This is a genomic window from Cellulomonas sp. McL0606 (assembly GCF_058248365.1).
In genome coordinates, this window is record NZ_CM177779.1 from 325,630 (window position 1) to 343,994 (window position 18,365).

At 68.7% G+C, this 18,365-nt stretch carries 19 protein-coding genes and 3 pseudogenes; 17 read left to right on the forward strand and 5 right to left on the reverse strand.

Annotated elements, in window-relative coordinates; translation table 11 throughout:
- Positions 1-158 precede the first annotated feature (158 nt).
- From AC38ZX_RS01705 to AC38ZX_RS01745, 9 genes and pseudogenes are all read left to right on the forward strand, one after another.
- Complete coding sequence (locus tag AC38ZX_RS01705; protein ID WP_491296108.1) at positions 159-545, forward strand: GntR family transcriptional regulator; 387 nt, start codon at positions 159-161, stop codon at positions 543-545.
- Entirely contained in the window at positions 542-1,186 is a 645-nt protein-coding gene (locus AC38ZX_RS01710) for an ATP-binding cassette domain-containing protein (protein ID WP_491296109.1), read from the forward strand. The genes AC38ZX_RS01705 and AC38ZX_RS01710 overlap by 4 nt, the downstream gene beginning before the upstream one ends.
- The gene (locus tag AC38ZX_RS01715; RefSeq protein ID WP_491296110.1) at positions 1,140-1,430 is read left to right on the forward strand and encodes a hypothetical protein; all 291 of its coding nucleotides are present in this window, start codon (positions 1,140-1,142) and stop codon (positions 1,428-1,430) included. Before AC38ZX_RS01710 ends, AC38ZX_RS01715 begins: the two co-directional genes overlap by 47 nt.
- Positions 1,427-1,819: pseudogene (locus AC38ZX_RS01720) on the forward strand (ABC-2 membrane transporter-related protein); the annotation flags it as partial. The gene AC38ZX_RS01715 and the pseudogene AC38ZX_RS01720, both read left to right, overlap by 4 nt.
- A gap of 106 nt (positions 1,820-1,925) precedes the next feature.
- Positions 1,926-2,033: pseudogene (locus AC38ZX_RS01725) on the forward strand (hypothetical protein); the annotation flags it as partial.
- A 293-nt stretch (positions 2,034-2,326) separates the two neighbouring features.
- Positions 2,327-2,452 (forward strand): hypothetical protein, encoded by a 126-nt coding sequence (locus AC38ZX_RS01730; RefSeq protein WP_491296111.1) that lies wholly within the window; start codon positions 2,327-2,329, stop codon positions 2,450-2,452.
- A 418-nt stretch (positions 2,453-2,870) separates the two neighbouring features.
- A pseudogene (locus tag AC38ZX_RS01735) lies at positions 2,871-3,194 on the forward strand (type 1 periplasmic-binding domain-containing protein); the annotation flags it as partial.
- 101 nt (positions 3,195-3,295) lie between these two features.
- On the forward strand, positions 3,296-3,730 hold the full coding sequence (locus AC38ZX_RS01740) for a substrate-binding domain-containing protein (protein WP_491297276.1): 435 nt from the start codon (positions 3,296-3,298) through the stop codon (positions 3,728-3,730).
- 207 nt (positions 3,731-3,937) lie between these two features.
- Complete coding sequence (locus AC38ZX_RS01745) at positions 3,938-6,082, forward strand: glycoside hydrolase family 36 protein (RefSeq protein ID WP_491296112.1); 2,145 nt, start codon at positions 3,938-3,940, stop codon at positions 6,080-6,082.
- Positions 6,083-6,125: 43 nt separating this feature from the next.
- Here AC38ZX_RS01745 and AC38ZX_RS01750 read toward each other — a convergent pair whose 3' ends face one another.
- Positions 6,126-6,389: a hypothetical protein gene (locus AC38ZX_RS01750; RefSeq protein ID WP_491296113.1), complete on the reverse strand. Its 264-nt coding sequence runs from the start codon at positions 6,387-6,389 to the stop codon at positions 6,126-6,128.
- A 4-nt stretch (positions 6,390-6,393) separates the two neighbouring features.
- Here AC38ZX_RS01750 and AC38ZX_RS01755 point away from each other — a divergent pair, with 4 nt between their 5' ends.
- From AC38ZX_RS01755 to AC38ZX_RS01775, 5 genes are all read left to right on the forward strand, one after another.
- Entirely contained in the window at positions 6,394-7,479 is a 1,086-nt protein-coding gene (locus AC38ZX_RS01755; RefSeq protein WP_491296114.1) for an ABC transporter substrate-binding protein, read from the forward strand.
- A gap of 64 nt (positions 7,480-7,543) precedes the next feature.
- Positions 7,544-8,497: a carbohydrate ABC transporter permease gene (locus AC38ZX_RS01760; protein ID WP_426594172.1), complete on the forward strand. Its 954-nt coding sequence runs from the start codon at positions 7,544-7,546 to the stop codon at positions 8,495-8,497.
- Positions 8,494-9,363 (forward strand): carbohydrate ABC transporter permease, encoded by an 870-nt coding sequence (locus AC38ZX_RS01765; protein WP_491296115.1) that lies wholly within the window; start codon positions 8,494-8,496, stop codon positions 9,361-9,363. Before AC38ZX_RS01760 ends, AC38ZX_RS01765 begins: the two co-directional genes overlap by 4 nt.
- 989 nt (positions 9,364-10,352) lie before the next feature.
- Complete coding sequence (locus tag AC38ZX_RS01770; RefSeq protein WP_491296116.1) at positions 10,353-10,928, forward strand: DUF6529 family protein; 576 nt, start codon at positions 10,353-10,355, stop codon at positions 10,926-10,928.
- 13 nt (positions 10,929-10,941) lie between these two features.
- On the forward strand, positions 10,942-11,394 hold the full coding sequence (locus AC38ZX_RS01775; protein ID WP_426594176.1) for a Rieske (2Fe-2S) protein: 453 nt from the start codon (positions 10,942-10,944) through the stop codon (positions 11,392-11,394).
- A 150-nt stretch (positions 11,395-11,544) separates the two neighbouring features.
- On the opposite strand, the gene AC38ZX_RS01780 is transcribed toward AC38ZX_RS01775, so the two are convergent.
- The 4 genes from AC38ZX_RS01780 to AC38ZX_RS01795 all read right to left on the reverse strand — a co-directional run bounded on the left by AC38ZX_RS01780 (position 11,545) and on the right by AC38ZX_RS01795 (position 15,548).
- Positions 11,545-12,351: an ABC transporter permease gene (locus tag AC38ZX_RS01780; RefSeq protein WP_491296117.1), complete on the reverse strand. Its 807-nt coding sequence runs from the start codon at positions 12,349-12,351 to the stop codon at positions 11,545-11,547.
- Positions 12,348-13,244 (reverse strand): ABC transporter permease, encoded by an 897-nt coding sequence (locus AC38ZX_RS01785; protein WP_426594179.1) that lies wholly within the window; start codon positions 13,242-13,244, stop codon positions 12,348-12,350. Before AC38ZX_RS01785 ends, AC38ZX_RS01780 begins: the two co-directional genes overlap by 4 nt.
- Positions 13,245-13,260: 16 nt before the next feature.
- Positions 13,261-14,292: an extracellular solute-binding protein gene (locus tag AC38ZX_RS01790; RefSeq protein ID WP_491296118.1), complete on the reverse strand. Its 1,032-nt coding sequence runs from the start codon at positions 14,290-14,292 to the stop codon at positions 13,261-13,263.
- 197 nt (positions 14,293-14,489) lie between these two features.
- Complete coding sequence (locus AC38ZX_RS01795) at positions 14,490-15,548, reverse strand: ABC transporter ATP-binding protein (RefSeq protein WP_426594182.1); 1,059 nt, start codon at positions 15,546-15,548, stop codon at positions 14,490-14,492.
- 499 nt (positions 15,549-16,047) lie between these two features.
- On the opposite strand from AC38ZX_RS01795, the gene AC38ZX_RS01800 reads away from it, so the two are divergent.
- From AC38ZX_RS01800 to AC38ZX_RS01810, 3 genes are all read left to right on the forward strand, one after another.
- Positions 16,048-16,317 carry a hypothetical protein gene (locus AC38ZX_RS01800; protein ID WP_491296119.1) on the forward strand — a complete coding sequence of 90 codons (270 nt, stop codon included), beginning with the start codon at positions 16,048-16,050 and terminating at the stop codon, positions 16,315-16,317.
- Entirely contained in the window at positions 16,317-16,511 is a 195-nt protein-coding gene (locus tag AC38ZX_RS01805) for a hypothetical protein (protein WP_491296120.1), read from the forward strand. The genes AC38ZX_RS01800 and AC38ZX_RS01805 overlap by 1 nt, the downstream gene beginning before the upstream one ends.
- Before the next feature lie 611 nt (positions 16,512-17,122).
- Complete coding sequence (locus tag AC38ZX_RS01810) at positions 17,123-18,259, forward strand: hypothetical protein (protein WP_491296121.1); 1,137 nt, start codon at positions 17,123-17,125, stop codon at positions 18,257-18,259.
- Positions 18,260-18,365: the final 106 nt, after the last annotated feature.

Below are 18,365 nucleotides of genomic sequence, written 5' to 3' on the forward strand. Positions count from 1 at the left end.
CGTTCGCCCGATGGGCGTCGGGCCTTGCCGCCAGAACGATGCGGCTATACCCTTTCACTATGAACATAGATAAGGGGGTAGGTCGAACCGAGGATCGGGCCTCGCCGATCGCGTTCGCCCTCGACCCTGGTTCGGGGATCCCGACGTACCTGCAACTGGTGCAGCAGGTCGAGCAGGCGCTGCGACTGGGTTATCTCAAGGCCGGTGACCAGTTGCCGAAGGTCCGCGAGGTCGTCGCGGACCTGGCGATCAATCCCAACACCGTTCTGAAGGCCTACCGGGACCTGGAGGGAAAAGGGCTGACCACGGGGCGGCCTGGACAAGGAACCTTCATCCGGGCCGACATCCGGCGGGTCGACCTCGCCGGCCTGACCGGGCTACGAGCGTCTTTGACGTCGTGGTTCGCGGATGCGACCGAGTCCGGTCTCGATCAGGACGGCATCGTGGCCCTCTTCTCGAGCGCGCTGCGGGATTTCGCTGAACGTCGCGGTGCCGTCGACACGGGCGACCGGGACGCACGCCGAGCGGAAGGAGGGGCCGCGTGAACATCATCGAGACGCACGAGCTCACCAAGCGATACCGCGGCGTCACTGCACTGTCCGAATGCACGTTGCAGATCCCCGGGGGGCAGCTCGTCGCGCTCGTCGGCCCGAACGGCGCGGGCAAGAGCACGCTGCTCAACCTGATCGTCGGACTTGCCACCCCGAGCAGCGGCGACGTCACTGTTCTTGGCGGGTTGCGCGCCGGCTCGCAGGCCGCGCTCGACGGCGTTGCGTTCGTCGCACAGGACACACCGCTCTACCGGAACCTCTCGGCCCAGGACATGATCCACCTGACCCGCAACCTGAACCAAGGGTTCGACGAGACCTATGCATCTCGCCGGCTGCGCGACCTGGACATCGCGCCGGGCCGTCAGACCGGAAAGCTCTCCGGTGGCCAACGAGCCCAGCTCGCCCTGACTCTGGCGCTGGCCAGGCGCCCGCGCCTGCTGGTACTCGACGAGCCCACCGCCGCCCTCGACCCTCTCGCGCGTCACGACTTCATGGCCACCGTCATGACGGCCATGGCCGACGACGGAGTCTCGGTTCTGCTCTCCTCACACGTCCTTGCCGAGCCTCGAACGGGTCACCGACCGTCTCGTGCTGATCTCGCACGGACAGGTACGCATAGACGGCGCCGTCGATGACCTCCTTGGCAGCCACCGCCTGCTCACAGGCCCTACCGCCCACACACCCGGGCCGGGCTGGCAGACCATCCAGGCAGCCGGCGCGGGCGCCCAGCAGCACGTGCTCGCCCGCACCATCCACGGCGCCCTCCCGGCCACGGCCGACTTCGAGTCGCGTCCTGTGACACTCGAAGAGCTCGCCATGGCCTACCTCCGCGAAGGCAGCCAAGCCCCGCAATCCAGCGTGATGGAGTCGATCCGATGAGCACCATCACCCTCGCCGCGGTCCCGTCCGTCACCCCCAAGCCGCTGCCCTGGCATCGGCTCGGCTGGGTGGTGTGGCGCCGGCACCGCGGCACCCTGACCGCAACGCTCGCCGTGCTCGCAGTGGTGACGGTCTACCTAGTCGTCACCGGATTCCAGAGCCGATCGGCCTGGCACACCGTCCAGGCCTGCACCCCGGCGCATTCCCAGGTCTGCGCCTTTGCCTGGAACAACTTCAGCAACGCCAACTCCAATCCAGCCATCCTGAGCGCCCTGTTCCTGTTCGCGCCCCTGCTCATCGGGGCGTTCACCGGCGCACCACTGCTCGGCCGCGAACTCGAGAGCGGCACATTCCGCTACACCTGGACCCAAGGCGTCGGCCGAACCCGCTGGGCCTACGCCATGATCACCAGCGGCGCGGTCGTCGTGGCCGCACTCGCCGGAGGCCTCGGGGGCTCTCATCAGCTGGCACGACCAACCGCTGTGGTCCGCGGACGTGGCCCCTCGACTCGCGGCGATACCCTGGACGGGAGTCGCAGTCATCGGCTGGGCCCTGCTGGCCTACGCCGTCGGCCTGCTCGCCGGGCTCCTGCTGCGACGGGCGCTGCCAGCCCTCGGCACCGCCGTCATAGCGACCTTTGGAGTCGCCTTCGCCGCCTCGAGAGTGCGCTGGCAGTACCTCACGCCGCTCAAGACCAGCAGTCTGGACTACGTTGCCGGATCCCAGAGCGTTTCCCAGTGGTGGGAGAAGGCCGGCGCCCACGTCGGCACGGCCGACCTTGACTCCGTCCTGCGAGCGGCCGGATTGCAGCAGATCGACACGGGAAGCCAGTCAGTCTCCCCAGGCGCCATCAGCGACGACCCGATCACCTATCTCCTCCACCATGGCTACACCCAATGGACCAGCACCAACCCGGCAGCCGCTACTGGGCGATGCAATGGATCGAGTTCGGCTGGCTCGCCGTGCTCGCCGGCACGATCATCGCTGCCACCCTTTTGCTCCTCAAGCATCGTGACGCGTAGCCGATGCGCGGCCTCCGACCTCGCGCGCGCTGGACGCGGGGTTGGGGCCATCCTGGGTGCCAAACGCCGAGAATCCGCGTGCACGAGCGTGTACGCCGCCGGAACACCTGGGCGCCCTGACCTGCGTAGACAGACGCCACCCGTCGGTACCCGCACCCCTTGATCTACCGCGAGGTGAGAAGGTCATCGGGATCGCTCCCGTACGGTAGGAACGTGGTCGACCCCTATTCCGCCCGCCAGCCGACGATCTCTGATGTGGCACGCGTGGCGGGCGTCTCGGTCCCGACAGTGTCGCGTGTTCTGACCGGTGCCACCAAGGTCAGTCCTGAGCGTCACGCGCGGGTTCAGGCGGCGATCGAGGAAGCTTGGGTTTCGCCCGAACGGTGCTGCTCGTGCGCTCGCGGGTGGTCGGCAGCCGATGTTGGCCGTCTTCGCCGGGAACACGACTCGCTTCGGTTACGCGACCACCATCCAGGGGATCGAGGAGGCTGCGCGCGCCGAGGGACTCATGGTCGTCATCTCCGTGGTCGAGACCGACGAGGCGGCATCGGTGAAGCAAGCGGTCGACCTCGCCCTGAGTCAGCCCCTCTCGGGCGCGATCGTGCTGGAGTATGACCCTCCGGGTGTCGCCACGCTTGCCGCCATCCCGTCCTGGATGCCCGTGGTCGCGGTGGCCGCGGGCGGGCGGAGCGAGGGCACCATCGCCCACGCGTACATGGACGACTCGCTCGGAGCCCGTCGCGCGACCCAGTACTTGCTCGAGCTGGGGCACGCGACGGTTCATCACGTCGCGATCCCGTCCGCAGGCAAAGAGACTCGCGACTGCGCGGTTGGCGAGATGCGCTGCTCGAGGCCGGCGCTCCGGTCCCTCCCGTGGTCCAGGCGGACTGGGACCCGATGTCGGGCTACGAGATCGGGACGACCTTGCTCGCCGACCGCGGCGTCACCGCCGTGCTGTGCGGCAATGATGAGCTCGCCATGGGTCTGATCCGCGCCGCGCAGGACATGGGGCGGCGAGTGCCCGATGACCTCAGCGTCATCGGGTTCGACGACCACCCACTGGGGCAGCTCTGGTCACCCGCGCTGACCACTGTGCGCCAGGACTTCGTCGAGCTTGGCCGGCGCGCGTTCCACCTGCTCGAGCGGGCTCGTTCGGGCGGCGATCAGGCGATCACCTCACGGATCATCCCGGACCTGATCGTCCGACGGTCGTCGGGTCTGGCACCGCGACCGGACCGGATCCCGGCTGTGCACCGCGCCGGTCAGGTCGACGCCTGATCTCTTGTCCGTGCCGCCACGGTGGTCGCCGTGAGGTTCGACGCGCCCCGCGGCAGTCGCGCGCGCGGGGTCTCCATGCGACGACAGGTCACGATTTGATAGCGATATCACAGCAGTTCGTAACGTTTGGCGCGGGGCCTTGCCATTTTCTTTGATCACCGCTTTCATAGGTCTCGACCGACGACGGGCGAGACGATGGGGTCGACGATGACCGACGCAGGCGCAGCGCAGGAGCAGATCCTGACGCTGTGGGACGGTCCTGACGGGATGCACCTGGTGTGCCGCCCCGGGTCGGCGGCGGCCCTCGTCGGCGGGGACCGAGCCACCGAGGGCGACAACGCCCTGATCCAGCGCGCGGTGCAGCCGTTGGTCGAGATCCTCGCCGTGGGCTACGGACGTCATAGCGGGAACATCCGCCACACGGCCACGACGATCGGTGCCTCGCTGCGTGTCGTCGAGATGCTCGACGGGCTTGGCAGCATCGGTCGCGAGGTGGTCGTCGTCCAGTCCGACGCGGTGACCGGACTGCGCGTGCGAGTCGTCCTGCAGGTCGAGGCTCACACGGTGCGGGCACGCACGATCGTCCGCAACGACGGAACCGCTGCGCTGGTGCTGCAGGCGGTGTCGTCCCTCGCCGTCTCCGCTCCGGCCGGGCGCTTCGGCGCCGACGAGGTCGTCTCGATCGAGGGTTACAGCGACTGGCTCGGCGAGAGCCGGTGGACGCGGAGCCGTCTCGACGGCAACGACGGCCTGGTCCGCCTCGACCTGGCGGCTCACCAGCACCAGGACGGACGAGGGGCCCGCATCATCTCCAGCGCGAGCACTTGGTCCTCGGGCTCGCGGATGCCTGCGGGGGTCCTGGCCGAGCAGGAGGACGGGACGGCCCTGGCCTGGCAGGTCGAGCACAACGGGGCCTGGCGCGTCGAGATCGGTGCGCGACTCGACACCGCCGGAACGCCGGTTCTGGCCGTGGTCCTGTTGGGCCCGAACGACACCGACCACGCCTGGCAGCACGCGCTCGCTCCGGGTGAGGAGTTCGAGACCGTGCCTGTCTCTGTGGTCTCGGCGAGCACAGGTTGGCAGGGCGCCATCGCCGCCCTGACCGACCACCGCCGCGCCCTGCGGGGTCCATCCGGGGCCGGTGCGTGGGTGGTCTTCAACGACTACATGAACACGCTCATGGGTGACCCCACGACCGACAAGCTCCTGCCGTTGGTCGACGCCGCCGCCGCCGCCGGAGCCGAGGTGTTCTGCATCGACGCCGGCTGGTACGACGACTCAGGCGACTGGTGGGATTTCGTGGGTGCTTGGGAGCCGTCCGTGAACCGCTTCCCCGGGGGTGGCCTCGCCGTGGTGGTCGACCACATCCGCGAGCGCGGCATGGTCCCTGGACTGTGGCTCGAGCCGGAGGTCGTCGGTGTCCGCAGCCCGGTCTCCAACGAGCTGCCGGACGAGGCGTTCCTGCTGCGTGCCGGACGACGGGTGGTCGAGCACGACCGCTACTTCCTGGACCTACGCCATGAGGCCTCGATCAAGCGCCTCGACGCGGTCGTCGACCGCCTGGTCGACGAGTTCGGCATCGGCTACTTCAAGCTCGACTACAACGTCATCCCCGGCTCGGGTACCGACCATGCCGCAGACAGCGCCGGCGACGGGCTGTTGCAGCACAACCGGGCGCACCTGGCCTGGCTCGACGGGGTGCGTTCGCGCCATCCCGAGGTACTGATCGAGAACTGCGCTTCGGGTGGCATGCGCTCCGACTTCGCGATGCTGTCCCGCACCGACCTGCAGTCGACCTCGGACCAGCAGAACCCGCTGTTGTACCCACCCATCGCCAGCGGCGCGCTCATGTCGATCTCCCCGGAGCAGGCCGCCAACTGGGCCTACCCGCAGCCCGAGATGAGCGACGAGGAGATCATCTTCACCTTGTGCACAGGTCTGTCCGGGCGGTTGTACCTCTCGGGCCACCTCGACGCCATGAACCCCGACCAGCTCGCGTTGGTCCGCGCCGGTGTCGACATGGCGCAACGCGAACGCTCCCACGTCGAACGGTCCGTTCCTGTCTGGCCCCTGGGCCTACCTCGCTGGGATGACCCCTGGGTAGCCAGCGGCCTCAAGTGCGAAGCCAGCACCCTCGTGACCGTGTGGTTCCGCGGCGGCGCTCAACAGTCGATCGTGCTGGACGTGCCGGCCGGCGCCGTGAGCGTCGTCTTCCCGGACAGCAGCGCGCTACCGAGACCAGGGGCCGATTGGTCCCTCACCCGACTCCACGACGGCACCGTCCGCGTCGAGACCTCCACCAGCGAGCCCCAGGCCCGCATCTTGCGCATCACCCCAGCTCACACGGCCTGACAACCGACAGGCCTCCCTCCACCGTCACCGGCACCGAAGCCGGTCACTCCTTGAGGAGATACCCATGAAGATGCGATACCCCGCCCTCGTCGCAGGCGTGCTGGCGATCGGGCTCCTGACCGCGGCCTGCTCCGACCCCAGCTTCTGGGTCCAGCGACAGCGGCGCGTCGGCGACCGCCGCGGCATGGCCGGCGCAGGACGCGTCGCTGTCCGGCGTCAAGCTGACCATCTGGGCGGCGCAGAACTCGAACACCGTGCCGAAGTCCGTGGTCAGCGCATTCGAGAAGAAGACCGGCGCGACCGTCAACGTCGTGACCATCACCGACCCCTACGAGCAGAGCGTCCAGACGAAGGTCGCCACGGGTGACAAGCCCGACCTCGCGTTCTGGCAGCCGACCGCCTCCCAGCTCGCGGCCATCAACGCCAAGACGAACCTGCAGCCCCTCGATGGCGCGCCGTGGCTCGACAAGATGGAGCCGGCGTTGAAGGACCTCACGGGCATCTTCGACAAGACCCGCTACGCGGCACTGATCAGCACGCCCGCGGTGATCGGCGTCTACTACAACAAGGAGGTCCTTGCGAAGGCGGGGATCACCTCGACGCCGACCAACTGGACCGGACTTCTCCAGGACGCGCAGACACTCAAGACCGCCGGTGTGACCCCGTTCTTCGAGATGGGCGGCAACGCCGGTGCGCCGTGGGCGACGCAGTGGTGGGTTCAGGCGCCGCTCGCCGAGGCCGCCCAGGGCGGCCTGTGGGACAAGGTGAACGCCAACACGACCAAGTTCACGGACGCGCCGATCATCGACGCGATCACCGGGTACAAGAAGATGATCGACGACGGCCTGTTCAACTCCGACATCAAGACCGCGACGTTCGAGGACCAGGGCAAGGCGCTGCTCGCCGGTGACGCCGGCATGGTCATGCAGGTCAACTCCTACTTCAGCCAGCTGCAGTCGCTGGCCAAGACGGACGAGCTGAACCAGAAGATCGGCTTCTTCCCGATCTCGACGGACGGCAACGTCGGGACCTACATCCCCGACCAGTCCAACGCCCTGGTCGCGTTCAAGACGGGCGACGCCAAGCGTGAGGCCGCCTCCCGGCAGCTTCACTTCTGGCTCGGTGACGGCTACGCCGACTTCGTGAACACGCTGAACACCGTCTCGCTCCAGCCGAGCGTGCCGACCCCGTCCACGGTCCCGGACGCACTCCTGGCGGTCGCCAAGTCCCTGAGCACGTCCGCCGGCTCGATGCAGGCCCTGGCCGTGGCCAACCCCGACCTGTACCTGCGGCTCGGAGACATGATCCAGGGCAGCCTCACCCCGGAACAGGTCGCTCAGCAGACGCAGGACCAGTTCGCCCAGCTCGCCTCCGCGCAGGGCGTCGCCGGCTTCTAGCATCGACTGCCGGGGCCGCCCGCCACGCGGCGAGGCGGCCCCGGCGCACCACGAGGAGCATCCGATGAGCACCCCCACACTGGCCCAGAACGAGGTCGGCACGCCCGCCTCCCGGTCCAGACACGGTCGGCCCGACCGAGCCAACAAGACCCGGCGGGCAGGCACCCACCCCTGGGCCTTCGCCGCACCGGCGTTCCTGTTCCTGGGTGTGTTCTTCTTCTTGCCCACCATCTTCAACTTCGTCTACGCGTTCACGAACTGGTCCAGCTTCAAGTCCGAGATCAACTTCGTCGGCGTCGAGAACTTCACGCGCCTGTTCGAGACGGGCGACATCGTGCGTGCCCTGAAGGTCACGTTGACCTATGCGGTGCTGGTCGCCCTCCTCCAGAATCTGTTCGGGCTCCTACTGGCCCTGCTCCTCGAGGCCGACACCCGCGTGAACAGGTTCGCTCGCGTCATGTTCTTCATCCCCGTGGTCATGTCCGCGCTGGCGGTCGGCTACGTGTTCCAGGCGATCCTCAAGCCCACCGGCGCATTGAACGGCATACTGACCACCCTGCTCGGCCACGACGTCACGATCCCCTGGCTGGGCAGCACGACCTGGACGATCCTGGTCGTCGCCACCATCCATGCCTGGAAGTGGATGGGCTTGTCGATGCTCATCTACCTGGCCGGACTGAAGACCATCAGTGAAGACGTCCTCGAGGCGAGCCGCCTCGACGGGGCCGGCCCGTGGATGACGTTCTGGAAGATCCGGTTCCCCCTGCTAGCGCCGGCCGTGACCTTCAACGTCGCCACCGCACTGCTGGGATCGATGAACGGGTTCGACATCGTCCAAGCCACCACGGCCGGTGGCCCGGCCCGCTCCACCGAGCTTCTGAACATCTTCATCTTCCGCACCTTCGGCCAGGGCTTGTTCGCCCAGGCCACGACCATGAGCCTTGTGCTCTTCCTGGCCGTGATCGCGCTGGCCATCCCGCTCATCACGATGCTGCGCCGCCGAGAGGACGTCCTGTGAGCACCACCGCCGCCACCCGCCCGACCAACCGCTCCCTCGGGGGACGTCGTGGCCCCTGGGCGCGACTGCAGCCGTTCGTCGTCATCCTCGCGGTCGTGCTGCTGGTGGGCATGCCACTGTGGATCATCGTCGTCACCGCCGGCAAGACGCAGGCCGAGGCGCTCAACCCGAACCTCGCCCTGCCGCAGCACTGGCAGCTCTGGCAGAACCTGGCCCAGGTCTGGCACGACGGGCACGTCCCCGCCGCGTTCCTCGGTTCGCTGGTCATCATGGTGCCCGCGGTCTTCATCGTCCTGATATTCGGCTCAGCCGCGGCCTGGATCCTGGCCCGGCGCACGTCACGCGTCGTCGCCGTCTTCTACGCCCTGGCGATCTCCGGGATCGTGCTCCCCCCGGCCGTCGTGATGATCGTGCTGCTGCTGCGCCAGCTCCACCTCGCCGGCTCTATCGTCGGTATGGTCGGCGTCTACGTCGGCATGTACCTCTCGACAGTCATCTTCTTCGTCACCGGCTTCGTCCGCACGATTCCGCACGAGCTCGAAGAAGCTGCCCGGGTCGACGGCGCCGGACCGTTGCGCGTCTTCCTCAAGGTGATCCTGCCGCTGCTCGTTCCCGTCCTGAGCACCGCAACGATCCTGATCTGCCTGTACATCTGGAACGACATCTTCTACGCGTTCTTCGTCATCGGCGGACGCGTGCAGACACTCCCGCTCAACCTCTACAACGTCGCATCGGCCGGCCTGTACCTCAACAACTGGCACCTGATCTTCGCCTACGTGATCCTCATGAGCCTGCCGCTCCTGCTCACCTTCATCATCGCCCAGCGCAAGATCATCTCCGGGATCACCTCGGGCGCCGTCAAGTAGGTCGGGGGAGAAGACGGCCATAGACGGCAACCCACGCAGGGAAGCTGACGCTTTCCCGAACACCGGACCCGCGGATGTAGCAACGTGCTCACAACGTGAAGCAAGCGCGGCCATCGTGGGTGCCATCTGCCGCAAATCGGCGCGCACGACTGGGTACGAACGTGGACGACGTCGATGCCCTGACCTGCGCAGCTCGACGCGACTCGACCTCGACCGCACCTCTCGATGTACCTCGTAATGGGAAGGACTGGAGAGTTCGCCTCTCCAAGGCGGCTCCAATAAAGTGCCCGCGATCAGCGAAAACGCTGTTTGCGGCCCCAGTCTTGCGCGGCTGATTTGCGTGCCCAGGCGCACTGGTAGCCAATGGGGTGCCAGTGCGGGCGTGCCGTCGTCGCTGTTCGGCTACGTCGTGACCCGAGCTGCGTGTGGTTGCTCGCCGGACTGCGCCTTTACCGACGCCGCCAACGCAGCGCGTGGGCCAGCTAGAGCAGAGTGGTCGATTCGAGGTCCGCCGGCTTGGGCGTGAGCCTGACCCGCTTCTCCGGACACCTTGACTGAGGCGATGATCGCCGCCGAGAGGGGACCTGCACGCCTGCATCACACCCGCCGGAGTCGTCGAGATGCCGATGGTTTGACGCGAGTCTCAACGACGCCTGAAAGTGAACCCCCTGGCGACGGGGTGTCCAGCCGTCGACAGCGAGTACGCGCCGCTGGCAGCAGCCTCAACGGTCGGTGGTCCGCCGTGTCGTTGCGACGGCATCTCTCGGGAACCTGCATGCCGTCGGCGTCCCCAGCGCGATCGCCATCTCCACCGCCATCACCTACCGGCTCTGACCTTCAACCTCCCACCGATCTGGGGCTCGGCTGCGATGCGGTGGCTGCGTCGCGAGGACTGTGAGTGACCGCCCCCCGAACCTGAGTGTGCGCCGTGCCTTGCGCCCGGGCACGGTTGGGGTGCATACCTGGACGGACGAACGTCAGGAGGCGTCGTGGCTCAGGCTGTCGGTGCGGACGAGAGTGAGACCCCGGCGCGGCAGTGGGCGCTCGCGGCCATCGGCGCCCTGGGCCTCGCGGTGGCCGCGGGGCTCGCCGCCTACGCACGGGTCCACCCCGGGGACGGTGCCGCGCTGACGACGCTGGGCTTCAGCGGAATGCTGCAGATGAAGGCGTGGCTGTCGTCCGCGGCCGCTCTCCTGGTCGTGGTCCAGGTGGTCAGCGCACTGGCCATGTGGGGGCGCCTGCCGGGGGTGGCCGCCTCCGCGACGTGGCCCACGCCCGTGCACCGCTGGACGGGCACCGCAGCCTTCCTCCTCACGCTGCCCGTGATGTTCCACTGCGTGTGGTCCCTGGGTTTCGCCACGGCCGACGCCCGCACCGTCGTCCACTCGGTGGCGGGCTGCGCGCTCTACGGGGTCTTCGCCGCGAAGATGCTCGCTCTGCGGCTGCGTTCGCTGCCCCGGGGCACGGTCCCGCTGCTGGGCGGACTGCTCGTGGCCCTGATCCTCGTCGTGTGGTTCACCTCGGCGCTGTGGTTCTTCACACGCTCCGGGTACGCGCTGGTCTGAGAGGGGGACGGCCGTGGACGGACCCGGTCGGCGTGCGGTGCTGGAGGGCACGGGCGTCGTCGTCGCCGCCGGAGTCGTCGGCTTCGTCGGGTATCACGCTCTCGCACCACCGCCCGGCACCGGACCTGTCGCGTACCCGGCCGCGCCCCAGGACCACGCCCGCTCGAGCACCGGCTCCGGGGACGCGCCGCTGGCCGCGCTGTCCGACGTCCCGGACGGAGGCGGTCTGGTGGTCACCGACCAGAAGGTCGTGATCGCGCGCGCCGGCCCGACGGTGCACGCGTTCACGGCCGTCTGCACGCACATGGGCTGCCTCGTGCGGGATGTGCGAGGCGGCGAGATCCACTGCCCGTGCCACGGCAGCGCGTTCGACGCCACGACGGGGGCGGTCGTGCAGGGACCGGCGACCCGACCCCTGGAGGCGGTCGACGTCGTCGTGCGTGACGGGGAGGTGATCAGGACGTGAGACGACGCTTCGCCTACCGGCTGCCCACGTTGCTCTGGCTCGCTGGGACGGGCCTGGTGCTGGGCGCGCTGCTCGCGGGCTTGCGCGGCTGATCGAAGAACACGGTCGGTCCCATCCCGCCGCGTCGGCGCGCGTCCGGCTGGGGCCGCCTCAGATCCGGCCCCCGGAGGCGGACTCTCCCGCGACCTTCTGGCTCAGGTAGATCGGGATGATCGACGCGAGCACCAGCACGGCCGCCACCACGTTGACCACGGGCCCCTGGTTCGGGCGCGAGAGGTTTTGGAAGATCCAGATGGGCAGCGTCGTGACGCCCGGTGGGGCCGTGAACAGGGTGACGACGATCTCGTCGAACGACAGGCCGAACGCCAGGAGCGCCCCCGCGACCAGTGCGCCGCGCAGGAGCGGGAAGGTCACCAGCCGGAAGGTCGTGAACGTGTCGGCCCCGAGGTCCATCGACGCCTCCTCGGCGGTGGTGCCCATCCGCCGCAGTCGCGCCAGGACGTTGTTGTAGACGACCACGATGCAGAACGTCGCGTGCGCGATCACGACGGTCCAGAAGGACAGCTCGAGGCTGAGGAACGTGCGGAAGCCGGTGCGGAAGGCGAGCGCCGTGACGATGCCCGGCAGGGCGATCGGCAGCACGACGAGCAGGGACACCGTGTGCCGGCCGAAGAAGGTGTACCGGCCGAGGGCGAACGCGAGGAGCATGCCGAGCACCAGCGCGACGGACGTGGCGACGATCCCGACCTCGATCGACGTGAGGACGGCCGACCGGACGCTCTTGTTGCTGAACGTGAGCGACCACCAGTGCGTCGTGAACGACTTCGGCGGCCAGGCGAACACGGTGCTGGCGTTGAACGAGTTGATGACGATGACGCCCAGGGGCACGTAGATGAACGCCAGACCGAACGTCATCAGCAGGCCGAAGGTCCAGCGCGCGCGGCGCGAGTTCCTCACAGGTTGTCCAACGCCCCGGTGCGGCGCACCAGCAGCAGGTAGATCACCATGATCACGACGGGGATCAGGGCGATCGCGGCCGCGAACGGCAGGCTGCTGGTGTAGTTCTGGTAGACGATGTTGCCGAGCATCTGGGTGCGCCCGCCGACGATCTGCACGGTGATGTAGTCCCCCAGGCTGAGCGAGAACGTGAACACGGAGCCCGCGACGATCGACGGGTACACCAGCGGGACGACGACGCTGCGCACCGTGCGGGCCGGGCGGGCGCCGAGGTCGCCGGACGCGTCGATCAGGCTGTCGGGCATCCGGTCGAGGCCCGCGTAGACCGGCAGGATCATGTACGGCAGCCACAGGTACGTCAGTGTGAGGATCGTCGCCGCGATGCCGTACCCGGGACCGTCCAGCCCCAACGGCTTCAGCATCCACGCGAGCACGCCCGTGTCGGGCTGGACCATCGCCTGCCAGGCGTAGATCTTCACCAGGTAGGACGCCCACAGCGGCGTCACGACGAGGGCGATCAGCAGCCCGCGCCAGCGCGGCCGGGCCACCTTGGCCATGAAGAACGCCATCGGGAAGCCCAGCAGCGTGCAGAGCACGGTCACCGCCGCAGCGATGCCGACCGTCCGGATCGTCGCGTACCGGTAGGCGGGGTCGGCCAGGACGTCCTGGATGTTCTGCAGCGTGAGGTGGCGGACGACCTCGTTGGTGAACTCGTCGACCGAGAAGAACGCGGTGGCCAGCAGCGCCAGCAGCGCCGAGAGGTAGACGAGGACGAGCCAGGTCGTCGGCAGCGCGAGGAGCCCGACCAGCCGCAGGCGCGGTCGGCGGAAGAGGGCGGCCGAGAGCCGGCGCCCACCCGAGGTGGACGCCGGCCGCTCGGTGGTGCTGATCACGCTGCGCGCCCCCAGGTCAGCCGTTCTTGATGCTGCTCCACGCCTTGCCCCACTCCGAGTACGGGATGCACTTGACGTCCGTGCGCCCGTCCAGGCAGTCGGACTGTGGCGTGGACCAGAACCAGATCTTCTTGAAGTAGCCCTCGTCCTGCGCGTGGAACGTGTCGCAGTGCGTCGGGTCGGTGGTGAGTGCGCAGGCCTTGACGTTGGCCGGGGCCTCGCCGAACCACTCCGCGATCTGCGCCTGGACGTCGGGCTTGGTCACCCAGTTCATCCACTGGTACGCGCAGTTCGGGTGCGGCGACTTCGCGTCGACCATCCACGTGTCGGCCCAGCCTGTCGCACCCTCCTTGGGCAGGACGGACTCCACCGGAGAGCTGTCGGCCTTGGCGAGGTTGATGATGATCTGCCAGGTCGAGCCGACCTCGGTGCTGCCGTTCTCGAGCGCCTTCTGCGCGTCTGCGTGCTGGCCCAGTAGCTGGCGACGTGCGGCTGCTGAGCCGTGAGCAGCGCCACGGCCGCGTCGAACTGCGCCTTGTCGAGGGCGTACGGGTTGGTGATCTTGAGGTCCGGCTGCGTCGACATCAGGTAGACGGCGGCGGCGGCGATCCCGTCGGTCGGGGAGTCGTAGTCGGTGATCTTCCCGGAGTACGGCGACTTGGGGTCGAAGACGACGCTCCACGAGTCGGGCGCCGGGGTCGCCTTGTCCGTGCGGTAGCCGAGCAGCTGGGCGCCCCAGCCGTGCGGCATCCCGTACGCGACGTCGCCCACCGAGTTCCAGGCCTGCATCTTCTGGAAGTCGGGCACGTCCGCGTAGTTGGTCAGCAGGGACGTGTTCACCGGCGCGACCTTGCCCGCGTAGATCATCCGCAGCGACGAGTCGCCGGAGGCCGAGACGACGTCGAAGTCGCCCGTGCCCATCTTCTCGAACATGCTGTCGGACGTGTCCGCCACCTGCACGTTCGCCTTGCAGCCTGTGGCGGTCTCGAACGGGGTGACCCAGTCGACCGTAGGGTCGGTGGAGCCGTCCTCCGCGTAGCCGGCCCACGCGAGGATGTTGACCTCGCCCTCGCCGTCACCGAGCGGCTCAGGGCCTGCATCGGCGGGGGCGTGGCCTTGCCAGATCCGCCGCCGCTCGAACCGCCGCTCGAGCACGCGGCCAGGGCCAGCCCGATCACCGCACCGGCGGCCGCCAGCGTCAGCAGACGTGTGTGCCTCATCGTCGTCTCCTTCGTTCTCGCAGGCTCACGGCAGGGGGGACTCTGCCGCGGTCGTCACCTGGAACTCGTGCTCCCTGCTCCAGACGAGCAGGACGCGCGCACCGCGCATCTCCTGGACGTCCATGGAGGAGGTCTGCTGGTTCTGCTGCAGCGCCACGAGCGTCGCGCCGGCGTCCAGGTCCACCAGGAACCGTGTCGCCGATCCGACGTACACGACCTCGCGGACCGTGCCGACCGCGCCGTGCTGCCCGGGGCCGGGCTGCGCGTCGGCCTGGGCGATCCGGATCTTCTCCGGGCGCACGGACCACGTGCCCTCCCGGCCCAGCACCTGCGTGGCGACCCGGCCGTCCATCAGGTTCGAGGTGCCGACGAAGCCAGCGACGAACGGCGTGGCGGGCTTCTCGTAGACCTCGGCCGGCGACCCGACCTGCTCGATGCGCCCACCCGCGAAGACAGCGATCCGGTCGGACATCGTCAACGCCTCCTCCTGGTCGTGCGTGACGAAGAGGAACGTGATCCCGACCTGGCGCTGGATGGCCTTGAGCTCGACCTGCATCTGCTCGCGCAGCTTGAGGTCCAGCGCGCCGAGCGGCTCGTCCAGGAGCAGCACCCGGGGGCGGTTCACCAGCGCGCGGGCGAGCGCGACGCGCTGCCGCTGCCCGCCCGAGAGCTGCGCGGGCTTGCGGGCTCCGTAACCGCCGAGCTGCACGCTCTCCAGCGCCTCGAGGGCGCGCGCGTTGCGCTCCTTGCGGCCGACCTTCTTGACCCGCAGCCCGTACGCGACGTTGTCCTGCACGGTCATGTGCGGGAAGAGCGCGTAGTCCTGGAAGACCGTGTTCACGTCCCGCTCGAACGGCGCCCGCCGCGTCACGTCGACCCCGGCGAGCTCGACGGTGCCGCCGCTCGGCAGCTCGAAGCCGGCGATCATCCGCAGGACCGTCGTCTTTCCCGAGCCCGACGGGCCGAGCAGCGTCATGAACTCTCCGTCGCGCACGTCGAGGTCCACGCCGTCCACGGCGATGACCTCGCCGAACTCCTTGCGCACGCCGCGCAGGCGTACCGCCGGAGAGACCGTGTCCGCCATCACGCAGCCCCTCTCCGTGGCCGATGACTGCCGCGACGGCCGATATCGGCGTCGTATCGACGGAACCTAGCCGAAATTCGTTGCGAAATGGCGAATCTGCGTTGCGAATCGGTTGCAGTCGTCGTCCGCGGTCCGGCACCGGGCCTTGCCGCCATCGACGACCCGTCGCGTAGGGGGTCGTTCGGGTTCGGGTCGCTGTGCGCCACGCCGATCTCCTGGTGAAGGGCGCTGGGGCTCGTCATCAACGAGCACCCATCGGCGCGACGGCCTCTCCGTGTCGTTGAACGGATCGAGGGCGTCGAGTCCTACATTGCGGAGATGGCAGACATCCTGTTGGGCATCCTCGCGATCTTCGCTGGCGGCGTCATGCTCTTCGCGGGGCAGTTCGTGCTGCGGCTCGTCCTCCCGATCTGGGGGTTCTTTGCCGGGTTCGCCTTCGGCGCAGGGCTGTTCGCTCAGGCCGCCGACCAGAAGCTTCCTCGGCACGGCGCTCGGCTGGGTGTCGGGGTTGGTCTTCGCCCTGATCTTCGCAGTGCTCGCCTACCTCTACTACGCGGTCGCCGTGATCCTCGCCATGGCGGCGTTCGGGTACGTGATCGGGGCGGGTCTGGTCGTGGCCCTGGGGATCGACTCGAAGCTGGGTGGCGGTTCTTGTGGGTGTGGCCGTCGGCGCGATCTTCGGCATCGTGTCGGTCGTCGGGAACATGCCGATGATCGTGTTCGCGGCGGCCAGCCCTCGCGGGGGCTGTCAGTGTGGTCGCCGGCCTGATGCTCCTGGTGGGCTCCCTGAACTCCGCCGATCTGACGGAGGGCAGCTTCGGCAGTGCGGTCGACGCGAGCTGGGGCTGGTACGTGCTGCTGCTGGCGCTGGCTCTGGTCGGATTCGTCGCCCAGACCCGGCAGAGGGTAGCGGCGCGCCGCAGCATCAACGAGGCGTGGTACGCGCAGAGCCACACCGCCTGACCGACGCGTCCCAAGGACGTTCGAGACCTCCGCCTGCTCTGGCCTTTGCCAGCGTCCGTGGCACCTCCCGATGTACGGGAGCGCACCCATGGCCGCACGACGCCTCCCTTCGGCAACGCACGAACGAGGCACCGAACGTCGCTGTCCCTAGGCGCTGACGGTGGGTGGGGCCATCCTGGGTGTCAAACACGGCGAATACGCGTGCGCGAGCGTGCGCGCCGCTGGAACGCTCGGACGCCCTGACCTGCACAGACCGACACCCCCCGACCCAGCCCGCACTTCTCGGTCTACCTCGCAATGAGAAGGTCAAGAGTTCGACCAGGCGGCTCCGAGTCGAAGGCCCGTGACCAGCGGAAACGCTGGACCGGGGCCATTGTCATGGGAGCGTGCAACGACCGTCGGGTGCCGCAGCGGGCGCCGATCGGGCGTCCTGGGCTCGATGCCTTCCGGTGCCGGTGTCACCGGATCCTCCATGGCGCAAGACCAGGTCGGCCGGTGTCGGGGGCGAAGCTTGATCTTGACCTCGTGAGGCAGGTCAGCGACGGGCCCGGCTTTGCGATGTCCCGAGCCTGGCCGGTGTCCAGGCCTGCCGTCCTGCTTAACTTGGGGTTGTGGCCTTTCCGCAGATTCTGGCCCCGCAGCTGGCTCTGGTCGAGGCAGCGGCACGGGGCGTGATCGACGCGGTCGACGCCGCCCGGCTCGACCGGCGGCCAGAGGAGCCAGAGGCCGGGCTACGGGTCTCCGACGCGCTCGGCCTTGCAGAGGACGCTAGTGAGAATTGGTTCGCGGCCACCTTCTACCTCGAAGCCGCGCTCGATGCGCTGGCGGAGGATCGCACGGACCTCGCTGCGGAGGTTCAGGCCAGCCGCTCGGCGCTGACGCTCCTCCACGTGGCTGTGGCCGGCGAGCTGGCGCTGCTACAACCCCTTGAGGACCTGCCCCCGGATCAGCGGATAAGGGACGTGCCCGACTGGCCCGGCCGCTTCCCGCCCGTGTTCGAGGCGGCCGCATTCGGCGCTGGCGGGCTGTTCGAGCTGCTCCGCGGCGGCACCGACGACGACGCGCTGCACGAATCGAACGCGACGTCCTCCGTGGGCCTCGAGGTCGACTCCACGGTCCGCAGCATCGTCTTCGAGTCAGCGCGCAGGGCGAGCGGCGTTCTGGTTGCGGCGGGCTTGGGTCCGCTCGCGCACCTGCTGCCCTTCTCCGAGGCGGTTCGGCTGGCGCTCGAGCCGGTTGCGGGTCAAGCGACGGAGTGGGCCCTCGACAGGCTGTCGGGGCGGATCTCTCGGCTTGTGCGCCGCGCCCTGGCGCGTGCCAGGCGACTGCTCGGGCAACTCGTAGGGAGCAACCGCCAGGGAGTCGTCCGCGTCGCCCGGGAGCTTGTGACCGGCTACGAGGGTGGTGGTCTGCTCGCGCCGGCGCTCTGGCGCTTGTTCGGCGCCCAGTCGGTTCTTGACGAGGGCGTCGCCCAGCTCGGCGCCGCCCCGAAAGCGCAGGTCCCCGCCCGCGCACACCGGCTCCATCGACTCGGCCGATCGAACAAGCGCTGGCTAGCGCCTGTGGCAGTGGTCCAGGAGGGGCTGGGCCCCCTGTGGGCGGTCCCCGTCGTGCCCCCGGTCCCGGCGGCCCCATTGGTGGCGGCCGTGCTCCTCGCGTGGATCCTGGTGACATCCGGCGACCAGCTTGACAGTGCTCACTTCCCGGACGTCTGGAATGGCGTCATCAAGCGCGCCCAAGGTCAGTAGACGCGGTTCGGGCCCGCGCCGGGAGCCTGCCCGGTCTTCTCGGACAGGTGCGGTGTGAAGGCCCCTGAGCTCGTCCGAGGACTAGTGACAGAGCCCGGAGTGGCAG